Origin of the sequence: Pseudomonas fitomaticsae, assembly GCF_021018765.1 — a bacterium.
Taxonomy (GTDB): Bacteria; Pseudomonadota; Gammaproteobacteria; order Pseudomonadales; family Pseudomonadaceae; genus Aquipseudomonas; species Aquipseudomonas fitomaticsae.
The window spans coordinates 2575276-2594341 of the sequence record NZ_CP075567.1 but is presented as its reverse complement, the minus strand read 5'-3'; the positions used below and the strand labels follow the sequence as shown (position 1 = coordinate 2594341).

General features: G+C 64.3%; 14 protein-coding genes. All 14 read right to left on the bottom strand.

What is annotated here, in order from left to right; all coding sequences use genetic code 11:
* The 14 genes from KJY40_RS11805 to mnxG all read right to left on the bottom strand — a co-directional run bounded on the left by KJY40_RS11805 (position 1) and on the right by mnxG (position 18949).
* The gene (locus KJY40_RS11805) at positions 1-474 is read right to left on the bottom strand and encodes a type II secretion system protein (protein WP_007956136.1); all 474 of its coding nucleotides are present in this window, start codon (positions 472-474) and stop codon (positions 1-3) included.
* Between the two features lie 2 nt (positions 475-476).
* Positions 477-2324, bottom strand: coding sequence for a secretin N-terminal domain-containing protein (locus tag KJY40_RS11800; RefSeq protein WP_230736972.1), 1848 nt, complete (start codon positions 2322-2324; stop codon positions 477-479).
* Positions 2321-2839 carry a hypothetical protein gene (locus tag KJY40_RS11795; RefSeq protein ID WP_230736970.1) on the bottom strand — a complete coding sequence of 173 codons (519 nt, stop codon included), beginning with the start codon at positions 2837-2839 and terminating at the stop codon, positions 2321-2323. Before KJY40_RS11795 ends, KJY40_RS11800 begins: the two co-directional genes overlap by 4 nt.
* The gene (locus tag KJY40_RS11790) at positions 2839-3387 is read right to left on the bottom strand and encodes a GspMb/PilO family protein (RefSeq protein ID WP_011333432.1); all 549 of its coding nucleotides are present in this window, start codon (positions 3385-3387) and stop codon (positions 2839-2841) included. Before KJY40_RS11790 ends, KJY40_RS11795 begins: the two co-directional genes overlap by 1 nt.
* Positions 3374-3919 carry a PilN domain-containing protein gene (locus KJY40_RS11785; RefSeq protein WP_230736968.1) on the bottom strand — a complete coding sequence of 182 codons (546 nt, stop codon included), beginning with the start codon at positions 3917-3919 and terminating at the stop codon, positions 3374-3376. The genes KJY40_RS11790 and KJY40_RS11785 overlap by 14 nt, the downstream gene beginning before the upstream one ends.
* Before the next feature lies 1 nt (position 3920).
* Positions 3921-4724: a hypothetical protein gene (locus KJY40_RS11780; protein WP_230736967.1), complete on the bottom strand. Its 804-nt coding sequence runs from the start codon at positions 4722-4724 to the stop codon at positions 3921-3923.
* The gene (locus tag KJY40_RS11775; protein WP_230736965.1) at positions 4705-6426 is read right to left on the bottom strand and encodes a GspE/PulE family protein; all 1722 of its coding nucleotides are present in this window, start codon (positions 6424-6426) and stop codon (positions 4705-4707) included. Before KJY40_RS11775 ends, KJY40_RS11780 begins: the two co-directional genes overlap by 20 nt.
* Positions 6427-6509: 83 nt before the next feature.
* Positions 6510-7043 carry a response regulator gene (locus tag KJY40_RS11770; RefSeq protein ID WP_085607714.1) on the bottom strand — a complete coding sequence of 178 codons (534 nt, stop codon included), beginning with the start codon at positions 7041-7043 and terminating at the stop codon, positions 6510-6512.
* Positions 7044-7279: 236 nt separating this feature from the next.
* Positions 7280-8233: a peptidylprolyl isomerase gene (locus KJY40_RS11765; protein WP_230736963.1), complete on the bottom strand. Its 954-nt coding sequence runs from the start codon at positions 8231-8233 to the stop codon at positions 7280-7282.
* Positions 8234-8248: 15 nt separating this feature from the next.
* Positions 8249-9799, bottom strand: a complete 1551-nt coding sequence (locus tag KJY40_RS11760) for a cytochrome c/ABC transporter substrate-binding protein (protein ID WP_230736961.1) — start codon at positions 9797-9799, stop codon at positions 8249-8251.
* 9 nt (positions 9800-9808) lie between these two features.
* A complete protein-coding gene (locus tag KJY40_RS11755) occupies positions 9809-10447 on the bottom strand; it encodes an SCO family protein (RefSeq protein ID WP_007956115.1) in 639 nt (212 codons plus the stop codon).
* Complete coding sequence (locus KJY40_RS11750) at positions 10444-11094, bottom strand: SCO family protein (RefSeq protein ID WP_230736959.1); 651 nt, start codon at positions 11092-11094, stop codon at positions 10444-10446. The genes KJY40_RS11755 and KJY40_RS11750 overlap by 4 nt, the downstream gene beginning before the upstream one ends.
* 13 nt (positions 11095-11107) lie before the next feature.
* Entirely contained in the window at positions 11108-13030 is a 1923-nt protein-coding gene (locus tag KJY40_RS11745; RefSeq protein WP_230736957.1) for a YncE family protein, read from the bottom strand.
* Positions 13031-13105: 75 nt separating this feature from the next.
* Positions 13106-18949, bottom strand: a complete 5844-nt coding sequence (gene mnxG, locus KJY40_RS11740) for a manganese-oxidizing multicopper oxidase MnxG (RefSeq protein ID WP_321576989.1) — start codon at positions 18947-18949, stop codon at positions 13106-13108.
* Positions 18950-19066 lie beyond the last annotated feature (117 nt).

Sequence of the window (19066 nt, the reverse complement as noted above, 5' to 3'; positions counted from 1 at the left end):
TCACCACTCGCGGTACGCGATGCCGTTGAGGCCCTTGCCCCGGGCGTGGGAGTAGACGTCGAACACGTCCTCGCCATCGCGCGGGTTCTGGGCCGAACTGTTGTAGGCCCGCAGGCCCCAACCACCGTTGTCGTCACGTTTGGCCGGCACCAGCGGATCCCGCGGTATCCGGCGCAGAAAGTAGAACTTCGCACCCTTGGCACTGCGCACGTCGCGCACGCCTTCGACCAGCACTTTCAGGTTCGGCGGATAGCCGCTGCTGTTCAGGGATTTCTCGATGTAGCCGGCATCGAAGGCACGCTTGTAGGCGTCGATGCCATCGCGAATCTGATACAGCGCGGTGCGCAGTTCCTGCTCCTTGCCACGCCGTACCAGGGTCTCGGTCAGCGGCGCGGCCATGCCGGCCAGCAGGCCGATCAGGGCCAGCGTCACCACGACTTCGATCAAGGTAAAACCGCGCTGGGAGGCGTTCATGATCAAGGCTTCTCGACGGTGACGTGAGTGGTTGCCACGGCCGCTTCACCCACTGCACGAGGCTGCGCGGCAGGCGCTGGCATCGAGTAGGTCTGCGAGCGGTCCGGCGCCTGGATGTGCATGCTGGTTTCGGTGCCGGTCGGGAATTCCATGTCCGAAGGGCTCTGGTACGGCAGGTTGCGCACGATCCGTGGGGTGATCGAGAGCACCAGTTCCGATTTGCCGATGGTGTCCTTGTTGCTGCCGAACAGCCGGCCCAGACCCGGAATGTCGCCGAGGCCGGGAATCTTGTTGCCGGTGGCGCCATGGTCGTTGCGCATCAGGCCGGCGAGGATCTGGGTTTCGCCGTCATGCAGGCGCAGCGAGGTCTGGGCGTTGCGGGTATCGACCTGCACCGGGATCGTCCCCTGGCGGGTCGGCTCCAGCGGCGTGGCGTTACTCACCTCCAGAGCGATCTTGATCGCCACTTCGTTGTTCAGGTGCACGGTCGGTTGCACTTCGAGCTTCAGACCGACGTCGAGGTAGGTGACGCTTTCGGTGATCACCGGGCCTTGAGTGGACGGCACCGACGTGGCGCTGATGATCGGCACCCGCTGACCGATGTGGATGCGCGCCTGTTCGCGGTTGCTGACACGGATCACCGGGCTGGCCAGGGTGTTGATGTCGTTGTCCTGGGCATTGATCTTGGCTTGCGGCGACGGCGAGATCGAAATCCGGCTGGAGTTGATGCCCTTCAGTTGATCGAGAATGGTCACCGCCGAACCGTCGCTGTTGACCACACCGAAGGTGTTCGGCCATTGCAGGCCGAGGTCGAGAATGCGCTGGGTGGCGACTTCCATCACTTCCACTTCCAGCACCACTTCGGGGTTGGACTGGTCTTGCGATTGCAGGAGTTTTTCGGCCATGCGCACGGCGTCTTCGGTGTCGCGCATGGTCAGGGTGTTCAGGCGTTCGTCGACGAACACGTCGCGGGTCTTGAGCATGGTCTTGATCATGTTCAGCGCGGTGTTGGCGTCGATGCTGGTCAGGTAGAAGGTGCGCATCACCAGCTCTTGATAGTCCTTCAGCTTCTGCGGCGAGTCCGGAAAGATCAGCAAGGTGTTTTCGTTCACCACTTTCTGGTGCAACTGGTTCTGTTGCAGCAGCAGTTGCACGGCGTCCTCGATGCGCACGTCACGCACGAAGATCGTGGCTTTCATGTCCGGGCGCAGGTCCTTGTCGAAGATGAAATTGAGGCCGGCGACCTGCGACAGCACTTCGAAAATGGTCTTGAGGTTGGCGTCGCGAAACTCCAGGGTCACCGGGCGGTCGAGCCGGGTGCGCAGTTGCGGGTACTGAACCACGTTGCGGCTCTGCACCAGCCGGATGTTGCCTTGCAGCTCCAGCGCGCCGTCGTTTTTCGGGTCGAGTTCGAGGATCTGTTTGACTTGACGGTCGGCGCCATAAATGTCGCCCCGGCGCAGGTCGCCACGGGCCAGCTCCAGCTTCTCGTCCATGCTGCGCAAGTAGTCGAGCTGGCGCAGGGCATCCTGGGCGCGGCGGTTGTTCGGCTCGATGGTCAGCACCCGGCTGTAGGCGGTGCGGGCCGAGGCGAAATCGCGGCGGGCGCGGTCGGTGTCGCCGGAGGTCAGCAGCGCGGTGATTGCCTTGGCCCGGCCGCTGTTGAGCAGCAGGTGCAGCTCGGTGTCGCGCGGATTTTCCCGCAAGCCTTCCTCGATCCGGGCCAGGCCCGCCTCGTACTGCCCCTGATCGATCAGGTCGGAAGCCTCCTTGTTGGCGACCTGCGCGGAACTGCACGCGGCCAGCCCGGCACACAGGCCGAGGCTCATCAGCAAACGGGATCTGTTCATTGCGTACTCCCCACAGACAAGGTCTGCGACAAATGCAAAGGCAGGTAGACCAGGCTCAGTTCCACATCGGAAATCGCCGCAATCTTCCAGGTGTCGTCGATCACATCCCCGCTGCGCACGACGTAGATTTTCTCGCCGTCCTGCAAGAACACCTGCAGGTCGCTGCGGTCATGCAGCCTGCCGACGAACTGAAACGGCACCGGTGGCAGGCTCGGGGCTTGCACCACCGGGGTCGGGTTGATCGCTTGTTCGGTGACCGTCGCCAGAGTTGGCGCAGCCTTCCAGGATTTGCTCGCAAACAGGTCGCCGGCCGGGCTCAGGTCCTTGATCGGCGCCGCATTCGCCTTGGCGCTGCTGGCGGGCAAGGCGCCACGGGCATTGGCTTTCGCCGGGCTGGCCACGGTGACTTCGGTCGAATCCACCTCGTCGCTCGGCGAGAAATATTCCGGCAACCAGGCCAGCGCCGCCGCCACGCCGAAGAACGCCACCCAGCCGGTTATGCGTTTGGTGTCCATCACGACCTCGACAGGTAGAGGGTCATACGGATCCGGCCGCTGAGGTCGGTGTCGGCAATCTTCTTGCGTTGAAACTCGACGTCTTCCACCACCACCGCCGGCAACTGGCCGAGCAAGGCGTGCAGGAAGCGGCGCAGCTGCGGGTAGCTGCCGCGCACCGGCAACAGGATCTGGTAGCGCGCCAGATGGGTCTTGGGATCGACGCCGAGGGCGTATTCGCCGCGCGCCAGGGTGATGTGCTCCTGCGCAGCCAACGCGTAGATGCGATCGATGGCGACGGTGGCTTGCGGCTGGGCCGGCAGCTTGTTGCGAAAATCGTCCAGCTGACGCTGCGGTACCACGGGCGGCGCGATGCTGCCGTCCTCGACCTTGGCCAGGTATTCGGTGGCTTCCTGGGTTTGCTGGCTGAGCTGTTGCAGCGATTGCCAGCCCGGCAGCAAACCGCCGAGTGCCCAGGCAAGCGTGACCAGCAGCAGTGCCAGACCGGCCAGGCCCGGAACACCGAGGCCTTGCAGGTATTCGTGAACGATCAGTCTAGGGATTCGCATCGCCTATCTCCCAGGTCGCCGACAGGTTGAATTGCACCGGTTGCTCCGGCGATTTGACGACGATTTCGTGGCTCAGCAGCGACACGTCGGACAGCTCGTCACTGGCCTCCAGCCGTTTGTGGAAATCCAGCATCGCTTGCAGATCCCGCGCCTCGGCGCTGATCCGCACCTGGCCCTTGCGTGCATCAGGGGTCAGGGTCAGCAAGGCGATGTCATCGCGCGGCATGGCTTCGAGCATGGCGAACAGGCGTTCCCAGGGGCGGCGCAGTTGCTGCGAGACCTTGCGCATTTCGGCGAGGTTCTGCGCCTGCTCGCGGGTTTCCGCCGGGCTCAGCGTTGTCTTGGCGCCGCTGTCGCCGGTGAGCTGGCGCTGGGTGTGCTGCAAGTGACCCTGCTGTTGTTCGGCCTGATCGCCGAGGTGCTGCTGCACGCCGAAGCACACCAGCGCGAGTAACACACCACCGCCGAGCAGGCTCCAGCCCATCGGGCCGGAACGCGGACGAGGCTGAAAGTCGAGGTTCAAGGCGCGCATGTCAGGCCACCGCCCGGGACATGACGTACAAGGCGTCACGCACGGTCATCGAGTCGTCTTCGAGGGTGCGCAGGTGCACCCCCGCCACATCCGGTTGCGCATCGAGGCGTGCCGGGGCGTGCAGATAAACGTTGAAGGCGCGTTCGCTGGTGGAGGCTTGCAGCTGCCGTTCGCGACCGATCAGTGCACTGAGTGCCGCGTCGCTGTCGCTGCCGCCCACCGAACGCACCGACGACCAGCGCCCTTCCCTTGCCAACAACAACACGCTGCGTTGCGGTTCGGCGACGATGAACAGGAAGTCGCCGGCGTCGAGGCTTTTGTCGAAGCGATTGAACGCGGTCATCAGGTACGGTTGCACCGAGCGCAGGCGCAGGCCGCGACCGCTGACAAGCGTACGCAGGCGTTCCAGCAAGTCCTGCGGCAAGGCGCTGGCGATCCGGTCATGCCCGGCGGGTTCGGCCGACAGCACCAGGCTCCACGGTTGGGTCGGTGCGCCGAACAGGTCTTCAAAGCACAGTTGGGCGAAGCCGCGCAGTTCTTCAGGGCTGCTGATCTGCTCGCTCCAGGGTACCAGGCAGAAGCGGCTGAAGTGACCGGAGATCACCACGCTCAGCTCGGCGCCGGCGCGGGTGTGTTCGCCGAGCAGACGGTCGAGGGTGTCCAGCGCCACCGCGTAGCTCTGGAAGCTTTCGTCGATGTAGCCGACGCTGCCCAGCCACAGGGTGTCGCTGCCCCGGCGCTGGCCGAGGCCGACACCGCTGGCGCCGAGCACGGCGATAAATTGATCACGCGATAAAAGTGACACGATTGATCTCCTCCAGCGTGGTCCGACCGTGCTCCACCAGCTCCAGCGCCGATTCGCGCAACAGGCGCAAACCACGGGCGCAGGCCAGGGCTTTGATCTGGGTGATGGGTTGGCGCTCGACGATCATCTGCCGCAGTTCGTCGTCCAGGTGCAGCAGCTCGGCAATTGCCGTGCGGCCGCGATAGCCGCTGCCCCGGCAGTGGCCGCAGCCCTTGCCGTGGACGAAGTGGTAGTGATCGACTTTCTGTGGGTCGAGGCCCGAAGCGCGCAGCTCTTCATCGCTAGGGTTGACCGGCGTGCTGCAACTGCTGCACACCAGCCGGATCAGGCGCTGGGCGAGAATCGCGTTGAGCGCCGAGACCAGGCTGTAGGGGTCGATTTCCATTTGGGTGAAGCGGCCGATCACGTCGAACACGTTGTTGGCGTGAATGGTGGTGAACACCAGGTGACCGGTGAGCGCCGATTGCACGGCGATCTGCGCGGTGTCCGGGTCGCGGATCTCGCCGACCATGATCTTGTCCGGGTCGTGGCGCAGGATCGAGCGCAGGCCACGGGCGAAGGTCAGGCCCTTCTTCTCGTTGACCGGGATTTGCAGCACTCCCGGAAGCTGATATTCCACCGGGTCTTCGATGGTGATGATCTTGTCCACGCCGTGGTTGATCTCGGTGATCATCGCGTACAGCGTGGTGGTCTTGCCGCTGCCGGTGGGGCCGGTCACCAGCACCATGCCGTAGGGTTCGGCGGCCAGGCGGCGCAACTGGCGCAGGGTTTCGTCTTCAAAGCCCAGCGCTTGCAGTTGCACGCCGCAGACCTTGTCGGCCAGGTCCTGTTTGTCCAGCACCCGCAGCACCGCGTCTTCGCCGAAGATGCTTGGCATGATCGAAACACGGAAGTCGATCTGCCGGCCGCTGATGCCGATCTTGAAGCGACCGTCCTGGGGCACGCGTTTTTCGCCGATGTCCAGTTCGGCCATGACCTTGACCCGCGAGATCACCTGCTCGGCGAACTCGCTGCCCTGGATCTTGCCGATGTTGTTCAGCACGCCGTCGATCCGGTATTTGATCACCAGGCCCTGGCCGGTGGTGCCGAGGTGGATGTCGCTGGCGTGCATTTTCAGCGCGTCGTACAAGGTCGAGTTGACCAGTTTCACCACCACGCTCGAGTCTTCGCTGATGCTGGTCAGCGACAGGCTTTGCAGGGTGTCGGTCTCGCTGCCGGCATCAGCCTGGGCGTTGAGCGATTCGACGGCGTGGAAGCTTTCTTCGTGGCGGGCCAGATAGGCTTTCAGGTCGTCGGCGTGCACCAGATACAGCGGCGCGCCATGCAGGCATTCGTCGATCCAGGCCAGACGCGACGTGTCGAAGGGGTCGGCGAACACACCGATGACTTCGTCGTTGTGCCGTAGCAGGATGAATTCACGTTTGAGGCATTGTGCGAGGGTGACCCGGTCGAACACCGGGGTCGCCAGAAACAGGGCGTCGGTGTCGAGCACCGGGTAATGCAGGGTGGCGCCGAGGCTGGCAATGAACGGCATCGGCGCCAGCTCACAAAGCACGGCCAGCGCATCGAGCACCCGTTCCCCGGACGTGGTGGCCCGTGCCCGGGCCTGGGCCAATTGCTCACTGGAAAAGCGTGGCGGGGTCTGTGCCTCCTGTGGAGGGTTGACCGACAGCGGTTCGACGACAACGGACAGACGATCCATGGCTTGCTCTCCAACACCCGGGGCTTGAGGCCCTGACGGCGCGGGAGGCGAGTTCGGCGAGTGCCGGAACGTCTATCGCGCCATTACTCCCCGGTGAGCATTTGATCGTCGTCCGGTGCCATGGCCTCCGACCTGTTTCGTCGGCGGTCCGCCAGCACCCAACTGCCATCGTACAACTGCAACGGGAAGCTCTCGGTCCTGCTCTGGCGTCGTTCGACGAAGCCTTCGGATGGGCTCGCACCGGGTTTCGCTTCGCGCTGGATCCCCAGAAGGTCGCAGACAGCTCGGGCCAGTTCCGCCAGTGGAAACGGTTTGAACAGGATGTGACTGACCCCCAGTTGCCGCGCCCGCTCACAGACTTCAGCGGTCGGGTGACCCGTTATCAGCACGAAATGACACGTCCTGTTCTGGCGGACCGCGTCGAGCACCTCGAACCCTTCCATATCGGGCAAGCGGTAATCGAACACCAGCACGTCGGGGGCGAAAGTCTCGGCCTGGCCGATCCCGTCTGCGCCGTCATGTGCAATCCGGACTTCCAGCCCTTGCGCCGACAGATAATCCTGAAGGTTCTGTGCAAGCAGCTGTTCGTCTTCGACAACCAGTACTTTGTTAACCAAGGTGGACTCCCTGAAACCTCAAGTGCCGGCAATTGAAATTCAATGACCCGAACCTGCTGGAGTGCGCCTCACAAGAGGTAACGCACACTTCATGCCAGGCTGAGTGCCGGTAAATTTTTGTCTTCATGTCCTTGAATTGAATGGAAATGCCCGCTCGTCCCGGTACCCCGTTCCCCAGAAACGGGGAAGCACCTGAATGGGCATCGAAGCCATTCCCCACTATTGGGGGGGAACCTTCAATCGTCGTCAATTCGTTCGATCCTGTTCTCTGCCCGTAACTGCGCGAGCACCTGACGACGAGCCTGGGTCTGTTGCTGTCGGGCGAGGTACGCCCTGACTGTTTCCAGCCCTTGCTCCTCTGGGACATCGGCCGCCTCCTTGTGGTTCTCGACAAAAATCAAATGCCAGCCGAACGGTGTGCGCACCGCCGTACTGACTTCGCCAGGCTTGAGGGCAAACGCCGCCGCTTCAAACGCCGGCACCATTTGCCCACGGGCGAAATACCCCAGGTCCCCGCCCTGGCTGGCGGTGACATCTTCCGATCCCGATTGAGCGACGCTAGCAAAGGTTTGCCCCCCTGCGATAGCGGCATGCATCTGCATCAAGCGTAGTCGTGCCGCTTCAACCGTGGCGGCATCGGCATCGTCGGCAACCTTGATCAGAATGTGCCGGGCCTGCACCTGCTCCGGCGCGCCCATTTCAGCGCGGTGTTCTGCAAAAAACGCCCGCACCGTTTGCTCGTCCGGGGCCTGGACCTGGGTCAGCTCGGCAAACATCCGCTGCGCCGCCAGTTCGCGGTGGGTGTACTCGGTGAACGAGGCTTCGTCGAAACCGGCGTCCTGCAAACGCTGGAGGAATTTGTCGGTGCCGCCGATGGCGGTGCGGGTCTGCTCAACCTGTTCGCGCACGGCTTGCTCATCAATTTTCACCCCGCGCTTGCGCGATTCCTGCCAGAGCAGTTCCTTGTCGATCAGCGTGTCCAGCGCGGCCTGACGCAGTTGTTTATAGGCCTTGGGGTTGCGGATGCTCGCCACGGCGCGGCCCTGATCTTCCAAGTACTCGGCGAAAAAGCGTTCCAGGCGAAACTCGGAAATCGCCTCGCCATTGACCCGGGCGGCCACCGGCTCATTGTTCGCCAGCGCCACCGACAACCAGCCTGTCAGCAGCCAACACAGGGTTTTGAGCTTCATGATCAGGGCCTCCGGTCAGGGCGTGGCAATAATCGGTTTGTAGGGAGCGACCAGATAAAAACGCTGGTCGGGCAAATCAACGGTCACCACATGCGCCCCGCTCAGGCCTGATCGTCGGCCGGGGCCGAAACTCAGGCGCGGGGTCAGGCCGGTGTCGAAGTCGTGCAGGCCTTCGAGGGCCGCCACCAGTTTTTCGCGGCTGGCGTCGCGGCCGGCCTGCTTCATGCCTTCGCTGAACAACAGCATCGAGGCGTAGGCGCCAACTTGCAGCACCGCGTGCTGGGCGCCGAGGCCTTGATGCTCGCGCAACAGCGTCAGCGCCATACGCCCGGCCTGGGTCCAGTCGCTGGGCACGAACGGATACGCCAGAAACACCCGCCGGGAAAAAACCTCCGGCACTTGCAGCAGATCCCCCGCCACCTGGCTCGATGCGGCAAACAGGTACGGCACCTGCCCTGCATTCTGCAACCCGGTCGCCAGCCGGCTGAAACCACCGCCGCTGCCCAGGTAGAACACCGAGCGCGAGCCCAGCGGCAAGCTGTCCGCCGTCGGGTCGTAGGCCTGCAAATGGACTTTTTGCCAGCCGTGGTCCTGCAGATAGCGGCCGAGGGTCTGCGCCGCCAGCACCTGGGCCGGGTCATCGGGATAGGCAATCAGCGTCGGCCCTTGCAGCACTCGCAAACTGGCGGTGGCGTACTCGGCCAGGGCGATCAGTTGCTCGCGCAGGCCCGGCAGCGGTTCGAAAATCTGCGGACTGGCCTGCACCGGGCCGAGCAGCGACATCGCCCCAATCAGCGGCACGCCGGACTGTTCCAGACGCGGCGCCAGTTCGCTGTCCAGCGCCGGAGCCAGCGGCGCGATCAGGGCGAAGACTTTCTCCTCCTCGATCAGCCGTTGCAGGGCCTGTTCGGCGCTGGCGCGATCCGGACCGGGATCGGCCACGGTCAGGCGCAACTGCCGACCGTGAATGCCGCCGGCCTGATTGATCCGCGCGACGCTGCCGTTGAGCACCGCCGCGATGGTGGCGCCCTCCTCGGCCAGCGGTCCCTGGCTGGGCAGCAAGGTGCCCAAATGCAAGGTCTGGTCATCGAGCCCCGGATCGCGGTCATCGGCCAGGCGCTTGAGGTACGCCGTGAGGTTGCGCTGATCCTTCATCGACAGCAGGAAGCGCGGCATGCTCGGGTCGAGGCGATTGTTGCCGGGGTCGCGGCCCTGCTGGATCACCCGCGCCAGACTGCTGTCGGTGTAGGCCGGATAGTTGCGGCCATTGATCTGTTGCTGACCGTGGATGCTGGTCAGCCGCGACCAGTTGAGCTCCGGCGGACGCACCCCGCCTTCGGGCCGGCCCAGACCGTCGGCGCCGTGGCAGTTGGCGCACGGCAGGCTGGTGGCCGGCAGCAATACGTCCGCCGCGCCGACCCGCGCCATGATCGGCTCGCCGCTGGCGGACAGGCCTTCGCGGTACAGGCGCTTGCCGGCGCTTTCTTCATCGGTCAGCGGCAACGCGGCCGCGCCGAGGCTGACGCCAGCGAGCAGGATCAGGGCGAGGACGCGGCCGAGGTTCATGGCGCGGACTCAGCGGCCGGCCACGGGCATTGTCAGCAGCTGCAAGCGCTGGGCAATGGCGGCGGCCGGAGCGTCGGGACGGATTTTGCTCCAGCGTTTGTTGGCCACATCGCCGACGATCAACTGAGTCGAGTGCTGCTCGGGCGTCGGCACGATCTGCCCGATGCGGCCCAGCACCAGGTCCATCTGCGCCTTGTCGCCGGTGAGGAAAAGCCAGTGAGGGTCATCGGCACCCTGCTTCAAGGTGTAAGCCTTGAGCACCGCCGGCGTGTCGCGCAGCGGATCACTGGTAAGGGAAATGAAGGTGATGCCGTCGGCCTTGTCGCCCAGCAGCTCGCGGACTTCCTTGAGCTTGCGGGTGATCAGCGGGCAGGCGTCATTGCAGCTGGTGAAAATCACGTTGAGCAGCACCACGCGGTTGTGCAGCGCATCGCTGTAGAAACGCTGGACGTCGCCGTGCTGGTCGAGCAACGGGGTATCGGTGAACCAGGTTTTCGCATCGTGAGTGCCTTTGGCCGGTGCGGGCGCAGCGCTGGTCGTTGTCGTTGTCGTTGCTGGTGCCGGTTGTTCGTGGCCTTCGTGAGCCAGGGCCATCGCGCTGAAAATCCAGAAACAAACCGTCAGGGTGATCCAGTCCAGGGTTCTCATGGTTGTTGCTCCATGGCAATCGCGGTGTGTTTGGCGTGGGTGCGCAGGCCGCTGAGTTTCTCGACTTCCTTGGCCAGCAGGGCCGGGTCGGTGAAGCCGTAATAGCGCGTCCAGTGGCGACTGTTGCCGTCACCGACGAGGATCAGCGGCTGGTGATTCTTGAAGTCGCCGCTGAAACTGCCGAGGCCCTTGAGGGTGGCGGTGATCGATTGCGGTGAACCGGTGAGCCAGCTCCAGCCCGGGCCTTTCTGGAAGGTGCGGGCGTAATCCTGCAGACGTTTCGGGTCGTCACGCTGCGGATCGATGCTGATCGACACCAGTTGCACTTCCGCGCCGACCCGGGCACCGAGCTGTTTCTGCACCTTGCCCATGATCGACGAGACCACCGGGCACACCGTGGTGCAACTCGTGTAGATGAAACTCATGACGACGATCTTGTTGTGCACCAGATCCTGCTCCAGGTGCACGGTCTTGCCGTTCTGGTCGAGCAGCGGCACGTCGGCGAACTTGACCTGGGCGTGCTCCTGGCTGTTGGCGGCCGATGCCGTGTGCCCGGCATGCTCGTCCGCCGAGTGGGCGCTGGCTTGCTGGATACCGACGGCCAACAGGCACAGGGTCAGCAGGCCACGGGATGCGAATCGGTTCATGGTCTTTTCCTCGTCACTGAGTCTGGCCGGGCAGCACCCGGACACTGGCAAATGTCTTGTCGTCGAAACCGGCACCCAGCGAGGCCGCGCGCACATGCAGGTACCAGGCGCCGCTGCGGTCGAGAGTCACCGGTGCTTCGTACACGCCGTCGGCGACTTCCCGTGCGGCCACTTCACGGGGCCGGGAAGTCGGCGCGAGGAAGTAGCGCAACTGCACGTCGGTCACGCCGCTGCGCTGGATCTTCTGTTTGCCCTGGACGATGCGAAAGCGCACCACGTAGGGGTCGTTGAGGGCCACGGCGGTCTTGTCCAGCAGGAACTCGACTTTTGCCGCCCCCAGGTGTTTTTCCGGCGCGCCGTCGGACGCCACCTGGGCGGTGAAGCAATGAATGATGTTCGGCTGGTTGAGCAGGAAAGCCACGTCGAAGCGCCCCGCCGCCGGCAGCTTGACCCGGGCGCTGTACAGCCCCGGCGAGACTTCGCGCAGGCTGCGGTCGATCACCAGCGCGGCGCGGGCGATCTGCCCCCGGTTGGGGTAACCGGACATCGGTGCGTTCATGCCTTCGGCGTAGAAATAGGTGGTGTTGTCCACCGGGTTGACCACGAACACCGCGTTGTCATCGCGCGATACGGCGAGGCTCGACGCCAGCGGCAGATCCCCGGCCAGCCGTGGCGGCTGCGGCCCGGCTTCAAAACCTTGAGTAATCGGCTGACGCCCTTCGCCCAGCGAAGACAGGTTGATCATGGTGACTTTCGGCGAGGCCAGTCCGCGCACGTAGGCATAGGCCTGGGTGAACACCACTTGATAGGGTTCGGCTGAAACCTCCAGATCATGGATCGCCGAATCGTTGGCCGCGTCGATGACTGTGGCGCGGTTTTCCACCGTGTTCAGCACCACGCCAAAACGACCGTCGGCGCTGAAGCCCATCGGGCCGAGGCCCTGTTGCAGCTTGATCACCCGGCGGACGGCGCGGCTGTTGCTGTCGATCACCGTGACGGTGCCGTCCTTGCCATCGGCCACGTACACCGCGCCGGACAGCGGCGAGTACGCCACCGACAACGGGCTGGAGCCGGTCTTGACCTGTTGCACCAGGCTCAGGCTGGCGATGTCGATAACGCTGAGGGTGCCGTCGTCGCGGTTGCTGACGAAGGCGAAACGGCTGTCCTTGCTGAAGGTGATTTCGTGGTGGCCGCGCCCGGTCGCCAGGTGTTTCAGCGGTTTGAGGCTTTGGGTGTCTATCACCGTGACTCCGGACTCTTCAGCCTTGCTCGCGTTGTTGCCGACCCACAGCAGGCGCTCGTCCGGTTGCAGCGCGACCCGCACCGGTTGGCTGCCGGCGGCCACCGAGTCGATCACCTTGAATTGCTCGCTGTCGATCACCGCCACTTCCCCCGCCGTCGGCATCGACACGAAGACCTTTTTGTTGTCCTTGGGCGTGACCCAGTCCATCGGCGATTGCTTGAGTTCGATCCGCGCCAGGGTGCTGGTGATGCCGCCCACCGACACGGAAGGATCAACCACCGAAACGCTGGCATCGCGGTTCATCACCAGCAGGAAATAGCTGTTGAGGTCGAGCAGTGGCCGCGCGCCGATATTGGACTTGAGGAACGTACCGACCCGCGACTTGCAGCTCTGGTCACGGCCCTGGGCCTGATCGGCGGCAAGGGCTTGCGGATCGATCCACGCCCCCGGTGCCACGCCGGACAGCGGCTGGCCGGACGCGCCGTCGGTGACGCGAAACTGCACGTCGGCGAACTCCCCTTCACGCAGCTGACCGTCGCTGGCCAGCGGCTTCAGATCGAAGGCGACCGACACACCGTCGCGGGTCAGCACCTGGCCTGCGCCGGTTTGCGCCAGGGCAATCTCGCTCAGCGTGAGCAGCGCGCCGGCCATCGCCAGCAGGCAGACGCCGATGATGTTGATGATCCTGTTCATGTCGCTCTCCCCTACAAATCCTGTCCCCACCTGTGGGAGCGGGTTCACCGGTTCCCACAGGTCGCGCATTGGCACCTACTGAGCAGGCGGCGCCGGCTCCGGCTCATTGGTCACCCGCAGCAATCCCCACAGCCCCGAGGTGTTGCCATAGGCGGCGTAATCGCGGAACAGGTAGTCCCCCGGTATCGCGTTGCTGCCCCCGGCGCTCGGGATCATGAAGCTGAAGTGCGCCGCCGGCAGGATGCTTTCGTGAGCGCCGATGTACATCGACATCGGGTTGTAGCCGAAGCGCACCGAACCCACGCCCGGCGTGCCCATCGGGTAGCCGCCGGTGTCGCTCTTCTCGGCCTGGAACGGGTTGAGCGACCAGACGTGCCCGTCGAGCTGGAACGTCGTGCCGCGACTGCCGCCGCTCGGCATCAGGATGTGCGTACGGAACGGCTGACCCGGTTTGGCATACAGCACCGGCGTCTGCGGATCGCCCCCCACCAGCGCATTGCTGTAAGCCATGTGGGCGTTGCTCATGTCGCCGTAACCCGCGCCATCGGCATGGCCGAACGGCGCATCCGGGGCGAGGCCGAAGCGATACCACAGCGGTTCGGTCTTGTAGTTGATCGCCATGCTCGAGTTGTCCTGCGGATCGGTCGGCACACCGAAGCCCTCGGCAGCGATGCCTTCGACCGGCCGGCCATTGGCCCAGCGGGTGTTCAGCGCCTTGTGCCAGACCATCGCGAAGTCGCGGTAAGTCGTCTGCCCCGGTGCGGTGACCGTGGCGTTGACCTTGCGCGCATCGTCGACCCAGGTCGCGCCGATCGGCAGGATGCTCATCGCGCCACCCAGACCTTTCTGCGGTTGCTTGATCACATCCGCCGGGGTGAAGTTCAGGCCACCGAACTCCACGGCCGTGGCGTTGATGTTGTCGACACTGCGGCCCAGTTGCGTCACCGGTTTGCCTTCACGCTCCAGGTGCCCGGCGTAGTACTGATAGGTACGGGTCGGGTAGGCGCCGCTGCTGCCAACCCGTGGCGGTACGGTCTGGGTCGGGTTGGCGCCGACGTTGGTGCCGTCGGATTTGGTGATGTCGTAGGCCAGCAGTTGGGCGTGCAGGCCCACGTGGCTGGACGGCCGCATCAGGTTGTTGCTGAAGGTGGTCGAGCCCAGGCCGCTGTTGCGGTCGCGCTTGACCATGCCTTGCATCACCGCGGTCTGGGTCAGGTCCGGCATCACGCTCGGCAGACGGTTTTCCAGGGTGATGTTGATGCAGTCCCCGGCCGCTGCGCGCAGCACCAGCGGTTCGACCGGAATGCCGGGTTTGAGCTTGCCGCTGACCGGATCGAGGTCGGATTTGCGCACGTACAGGATCGCCGTCGGATCATGCAGCGGTCCGCTCTGGCCACCAATGGTGATGGTCTCGCCGTCCTCCGGATCAGTGACCGTGACCTGCGGGATGCTCACCGTGCGCGAGTTCAGCACCAGGGTGCCGCCCGCCGGATTCAGCGGCCCGCCGACATGCTGACCGAGCCCGGCCGAATCGCCGATGCTCAGGCCCAGCGGATTGCCGAGGATGTCGTTGGCCAGCGCCGCCACCACTTCATAATTGCGCTGCACCGTCGGCCGGGTGCCGATGCCGTTGGGGTTGGCGCTGATCCGTGGGCAACTGCCTTCGAACGCCACGGTGTTGCGCATGCCGGCCGGACTCGGGTTGTTGGGGATGGCGAACAGGTCATTGCGTTTGGCCGTGTAGTTGCGCATCACGCCCCAGATCCCGCTCCAGTAGCCTTCGATCGAAGCGTCCATCGAGTACAGATAGTCACCGGTGGTCGCCGCAGAACTGGACAGCATCGACACAGGCGCGATGAAGCCCATCTGTTCGGAGATGCCGATCATCTGCGAGGCGCGCCAGCCCGAGTTGGAGCTGTTGCCGAAACCGGAACCGCTCTGCAGCCATTTCACGCCGTGCAGGGTGACGTTGTGCTCTTCCTCGTGGCCGCCGGCATGTACCCGCAGACGCACGTTGTCGCCGGTGTAGGTACGCAGCATCGGGGTGAACGGATCGCCCGGCTCGCTGCCGCCCTTGTTGATGTGCGGCGGGAACAGCGTGGTGCCGCCAGTCGGGCCGGTGGCAGCCGTCACCAGATTCGGCGCCAGGTTCATCGCCGGGATCGCGCGGTCGGTACGGCTTTGCATGGCGTACGCCAGATCGCCGCCGAGGCCGTCGGCCTGCATGCCGCGCTTGCCGTCCGGGCCGACCTTGTTCGGGTCGTAGACCCGCAGGGCCAGCGGCTCGTTGCGATAGTTGACGACGAACATGCCCGGATCATCCACGGAGATCGCTTGCGGGCAAGGCCGGCTCGGGCAGCCCGGCACCTGACCGCCCTGCACTTCCAGCACGCCTTCGAGCAGGGTGCTGGCGTTGTTGCGCACCGGCGGGTTGATCGCGTAGCGGAAGCTGTCGGCGGTGGCCGGGAACGCCTGCGGATTCGGCACGCCGTTGGGGCCGGCGCCCACGTACACACCGGCTTCATAGGCGTGCTGGAAGTCGCTGTATTCGAGGAAGAACTCACGGAAGCTGTCGTTCTTGCCGTCGCCGTCGAGGTCGCCGGTGTTGATCACTGCCTGCCATGAAGTTGGCCCGCCGTCCTGCCGCGCACCGCTGTACAGAGGCTCGCCGGTTTCGGCGTGGAACCAGGTGGAACCGGCCGGTTCCGCCAGCACCGTGGCGTACAGCCCGATCTGCTGGTGAGTCGATGGGCCGAGGTGGTCGTGGGTGAAGATGGTGCCCAGCCCCCGATCCACGCCCTTGGCGTTGACCACCGGGTCGACGAACCAGCGTTGCATGGCCGTGCGCGCGCCCATCCAGTCACTGCGCCCGAACTGGCCAAAGAACGGATGCGCCTTGGCTTTCGGGCACGCCTGGGTGCCGTCGCGCGGATCGGTGCCCTCGCACTGGTTGAATTCGCGGATCGCGTGAATGCGTTCCTGAACAGCGCCAGGGGAAAGCACGCCGTCCTCGTAGTTCCAGCCGTTGGAAGAACCGTCGGCGGACGTCAGGTCCCACTTCGGCAGGTGAATGTGCTGGCCGATCACATCGGTCGGGGTGCGCACCTGATAGTCGTCCATCTCGTAGGTGGCAGGCACCAGGTTGGTTTGCTGGTATTGCACGCAGTCGAAGGTGTTCATGCGCATCACCAGCGGCTCTGGCGGACGCTGCTTGGTGATCACCGGCCACGCGTCTTCCCACAACGCCAGAATCCGGGCTTGCGGGAAGTGATAACCGACCTTGTTGTAAACCGCGTCGAACTGAATGTTGGCGGCCTTGTAGACACGCGGACGGTCGGCGGTGAAGGTCGAGGCGCCGACGAAGGACATGCCGTCCAACCGGTCGCCGCTGGCGAATTCACCGGTGCCGGCGCTGCTGGTCAGACGTTTTTGCCGGTCGTCCATGCACGGTTCGTAGTACGGCGCGCCGGCAATCGGCAAGGCGCCGTTGGTGCGGAAGGCCTTGGCCACGATCTGATTGCCGGGCAGCAAGGCAAAGCTTGGGTGATCCTTTTTTGCGTGGAACGCCATCGCGGCCTGTTCCACTTCCGTGCCCTCTTCGGGCAGGTAAATCGGTTTGGCCCGGGTGACTTCCTTGGAGAAGTCCAGCGAGGTGGTCACGGTGTGCGCCTCGCCTCCGGCCGCCACCCCGTCGAGGGCGTGACGCTGCAAGCCGCCGTCCCAGCCGCCTGACTGATTCGGGTCAAGATTGGCCCACAGCGCTTTGCCGCTGGCTTTCAACGATTGCGCGGTGGCCGCGTCGAGCATGTCCAGCGGTGGGGTTGGCGGACGCTGGCCGACCGAACTTTCCATGCCGCCGATCCAGAACGGATAGCCAGGGTTTTTCAGGCTGCCGTCGGCGTTGCGGTTGGCTTCGCTGCGATCGACCAGTGCCAGGGAACCAATGGCTTGCGATCCGCCGTTGCCGCCATGGTGTTCGCCCTCGTCATCGCCCTCTTCTTCCTCATCGTCGTCATCGTTACCGGCGACCAGGGTTTCGCCGATTTTCGGCACCACCACTACTTTGCCCGGCATCGGGGCCATGGCTTTGCCGGGCAGCGGCACCACGGCAGGAATCGGCGTGCCGGCAATGATCTCGCCATCCGGCAAGGCGCGGGCACCGGCGGCCGGTTTACCGCTGCGCAGAGCGTAAGGCTCGCTGTGATAACCATCGGCGCCCTGTTGCGAGACTTCCAGCCGGGTGCCTTCTTCGAACACATCGTGCACCCGCCACATCGACCACATGCCTTGGGCGAAATGCGGGTAGAAGTGGCAGTGATAAATCGCATCACCGGCCACCCGGTTGCGGTTGCCGGAGCCGCCGTTGGCGATTTCGTAGGTATAGCCGGCGCCTGGGCCGATGCCCTGGGCATCGACGTAATCGGAGTTGTCGTCATTGGGGTTGAACAGCCACTGATGGCCGTGCAGGTGGAAGATGTGCTGCTCGTGGCCGTTGTGGGTGTTGCGGAATTTGACGAAGTCACCGATGTAGCTGTGATTGACGTTCGACGGCTCCGACGGATACAGGGCCATGGTGGCCTTGACGCCGACCTGATCGGCGCTCGGTGTCTGGCCGGGAGCGATGTTCTCAAGCCCGGTGTTGGCCGGCACGTCCACCAGCATCGCCACGTCGCCGACGGTGTGCGAGCTGAGGAAAAATTCTTCGTAGGCACACGACAGGCAGTCGTGCATCGGGCCTACGCCGAGGCGGTTGGCGACCACTTCAGCGCCCATGCCGCCGGAACCGTAGTTGATCATGAACGAGTCCCGGGTCGGTTCCAGCACATGGGCCATGACCGGGTCGGCCCAGTAGGCGGGGAATGCTTGGGTAGCGGCGGTTTCGTCCTGGAACTGCGAGGCGAAATCGCGAAACGGCTCGAGGCGGTTGGGGATCGCCGGGTTGCGTTTGCCCACCGATTCCAGCGGATAGGTGCTGGGCGCAAAACTGCCATCGGCGTTGCTGCCCATGACGATGGCGTCGCTTTCGCTGGAGATGATTTCGTTGCCGTCGACCATGCTGATGATCGGCGTGCCGGCCTTGCCTTCACGCAACCACGGTTCGCGCTGCGGGTAGCGGGCCTGATAATCGACGATCGGGTGACCGGCCGGTGTGCGGCCGGTGGTTGCCAGACGCATTTCTTCTTCGGTGAGGGTATTGCGATAGGTGCGCCCCGACTTCGGCACCACCACGACCTGGCCGAACAGGCCATTGGCGACGTTGCCGGCCGCGCCTTCCCCGCCGAATGTCGCGCCACGGCTGCTGACGGCAAACGCCCCTTCGCGCTCGGCGTAGAGGACGTACGAACGGCTCGCCCCCGGCGGCACCAGGGTGTTGGCGTTACGCCCGGTGTAGGAGGAAATGTCGTCGATGCTGTTCACCGCTTGCAGGCCGTTGACCTGGAAACCGACATGGCGGTCGGCGACCTGTTCGTCGACCTTGAAGTCTTCCGCACCGCCGGCGTTCTCGATGCCCTCTTCGCCTTCTTCGCCCTCAGGCCCTTCGAAGTGCTTGTTGGGATTGGCCTGGTAATCGAGCAGGTTCTGCAGATTGATCGTCAGGCAATCACCGGCAGCCACCCGCAGCACCAGTGGCCGTGGACGCTTGTCCGCACGCAGCGACACCTTGCCCGGCACCGCGCTGCCGCCATAGGCCAGCGAGACGTCATGGTCATCGACCACATCGCGGCGCAGCGCGTACATCATACCGTTGACGTTCTGCGCACCGAGACGGTTGAACATCAGCGGTTGATCGAAGGCGACCACATTGGCCACCAGATTGCGCTCGCAGCGCACGGTGGCGCTGGCCAGTTCGACACTGAGCATCGAGACCAGCAACAGCAGCCAGTTCAACAGGGACGGTGCGTGGTGAATGCCAACCATGATCGGAAACCTCGTAGTGGGTGCTCACAGGGAACGATTCTCGTTAAAGCCCTGAGAGCAATCCGCATGCCACAAAAAATTGCCTTCCATCTCAATCAGTTACACAGGTCACTTGAG

Coding starts and splice junctions, on each gene's coding strand:
- KJY40_RS11795 (WP_230736970.1), bottom strand. CDS start 2,839: ATGGACACCAAACGCATAACCGGCTGGGTGGCGTTCTTCGGCGTGGCG.
- KJY40_RS11805 (WP_007956136.1), bottom strand. CDS start 474: ATGAACGCCTCCCAGCGCGGTTTTACCTTGATCGAAGTCGTGGTGACG.
- KJY40_RS11760 (WP_230736961.1), bottom strand. CDS start 9,799: ATGAACCTCGGCCGCGTCCTCGCCCTGATCCTGCTCGCTGGCGTCAGC.
- mnxG (WP_321576989.1), bottom strand. CDS start 18,949: ATGGTTGGCATTCACCACGCACCGTCCCTGTTGAACTGGCTGCTGTTG.
- KJY40_RS11790 (WP_011333432.1), bottom strand. CDS start 3,387: ATGCGAATCCCTAGACTGATCGTTCACGAATACCTGCAAGGCCTCGGT.
- KJY40_RS11765 (WP_230736963.1), bottom strand. CDS start 8,233: ATGAAGCTCAAAACCCTGTGTTGGCTGCTGACAGGCTGGTTGTCGGTG.
- KJY40_RS11750 (WP_230736959.1), bottom strand. CDS start 11,094: ATGAACCGATTCGCATCCCGTGGCCTGCTGACCCTGTGCCTGTTGGCC.
- KJY40_RS11785 (WP_230736968.1), bottom strand. CDS start 3,919: ATGCGCGCCTTGAACCTCGACTTTCAGCCTCGTCCGCGTTCCGGCCCG.
- KJY40_RS11775 (WP_230736965.1), bottom strand. CDS start 6,426: ATGGATCGTCTGTCCGTTGTCGTCGAACCGCTGTCGGTCAACCCTCCA.
- KJY40_RS11800 (WP_230736972.1), bottom strand. CDS start 2,324: ATGAACAGATCCCGTTTGCTGATGAGCCTCGGCCTGTGTGCCGGGCTG.
- KJY40_RS11745 (WP_230736957.1), bottom strand. CDS start 13,030: ATGAACAGGATCATCAACATCATCGGCGTCTGCCTGCTGGCGATGGCC.
- KJY40_RS11755 (WP_007956115.1), bottom strand. CDS start 10,447: ATGAGAACCCTGGACTGGATCACCCTGACGGTTTGTTTCTGGATTTTC.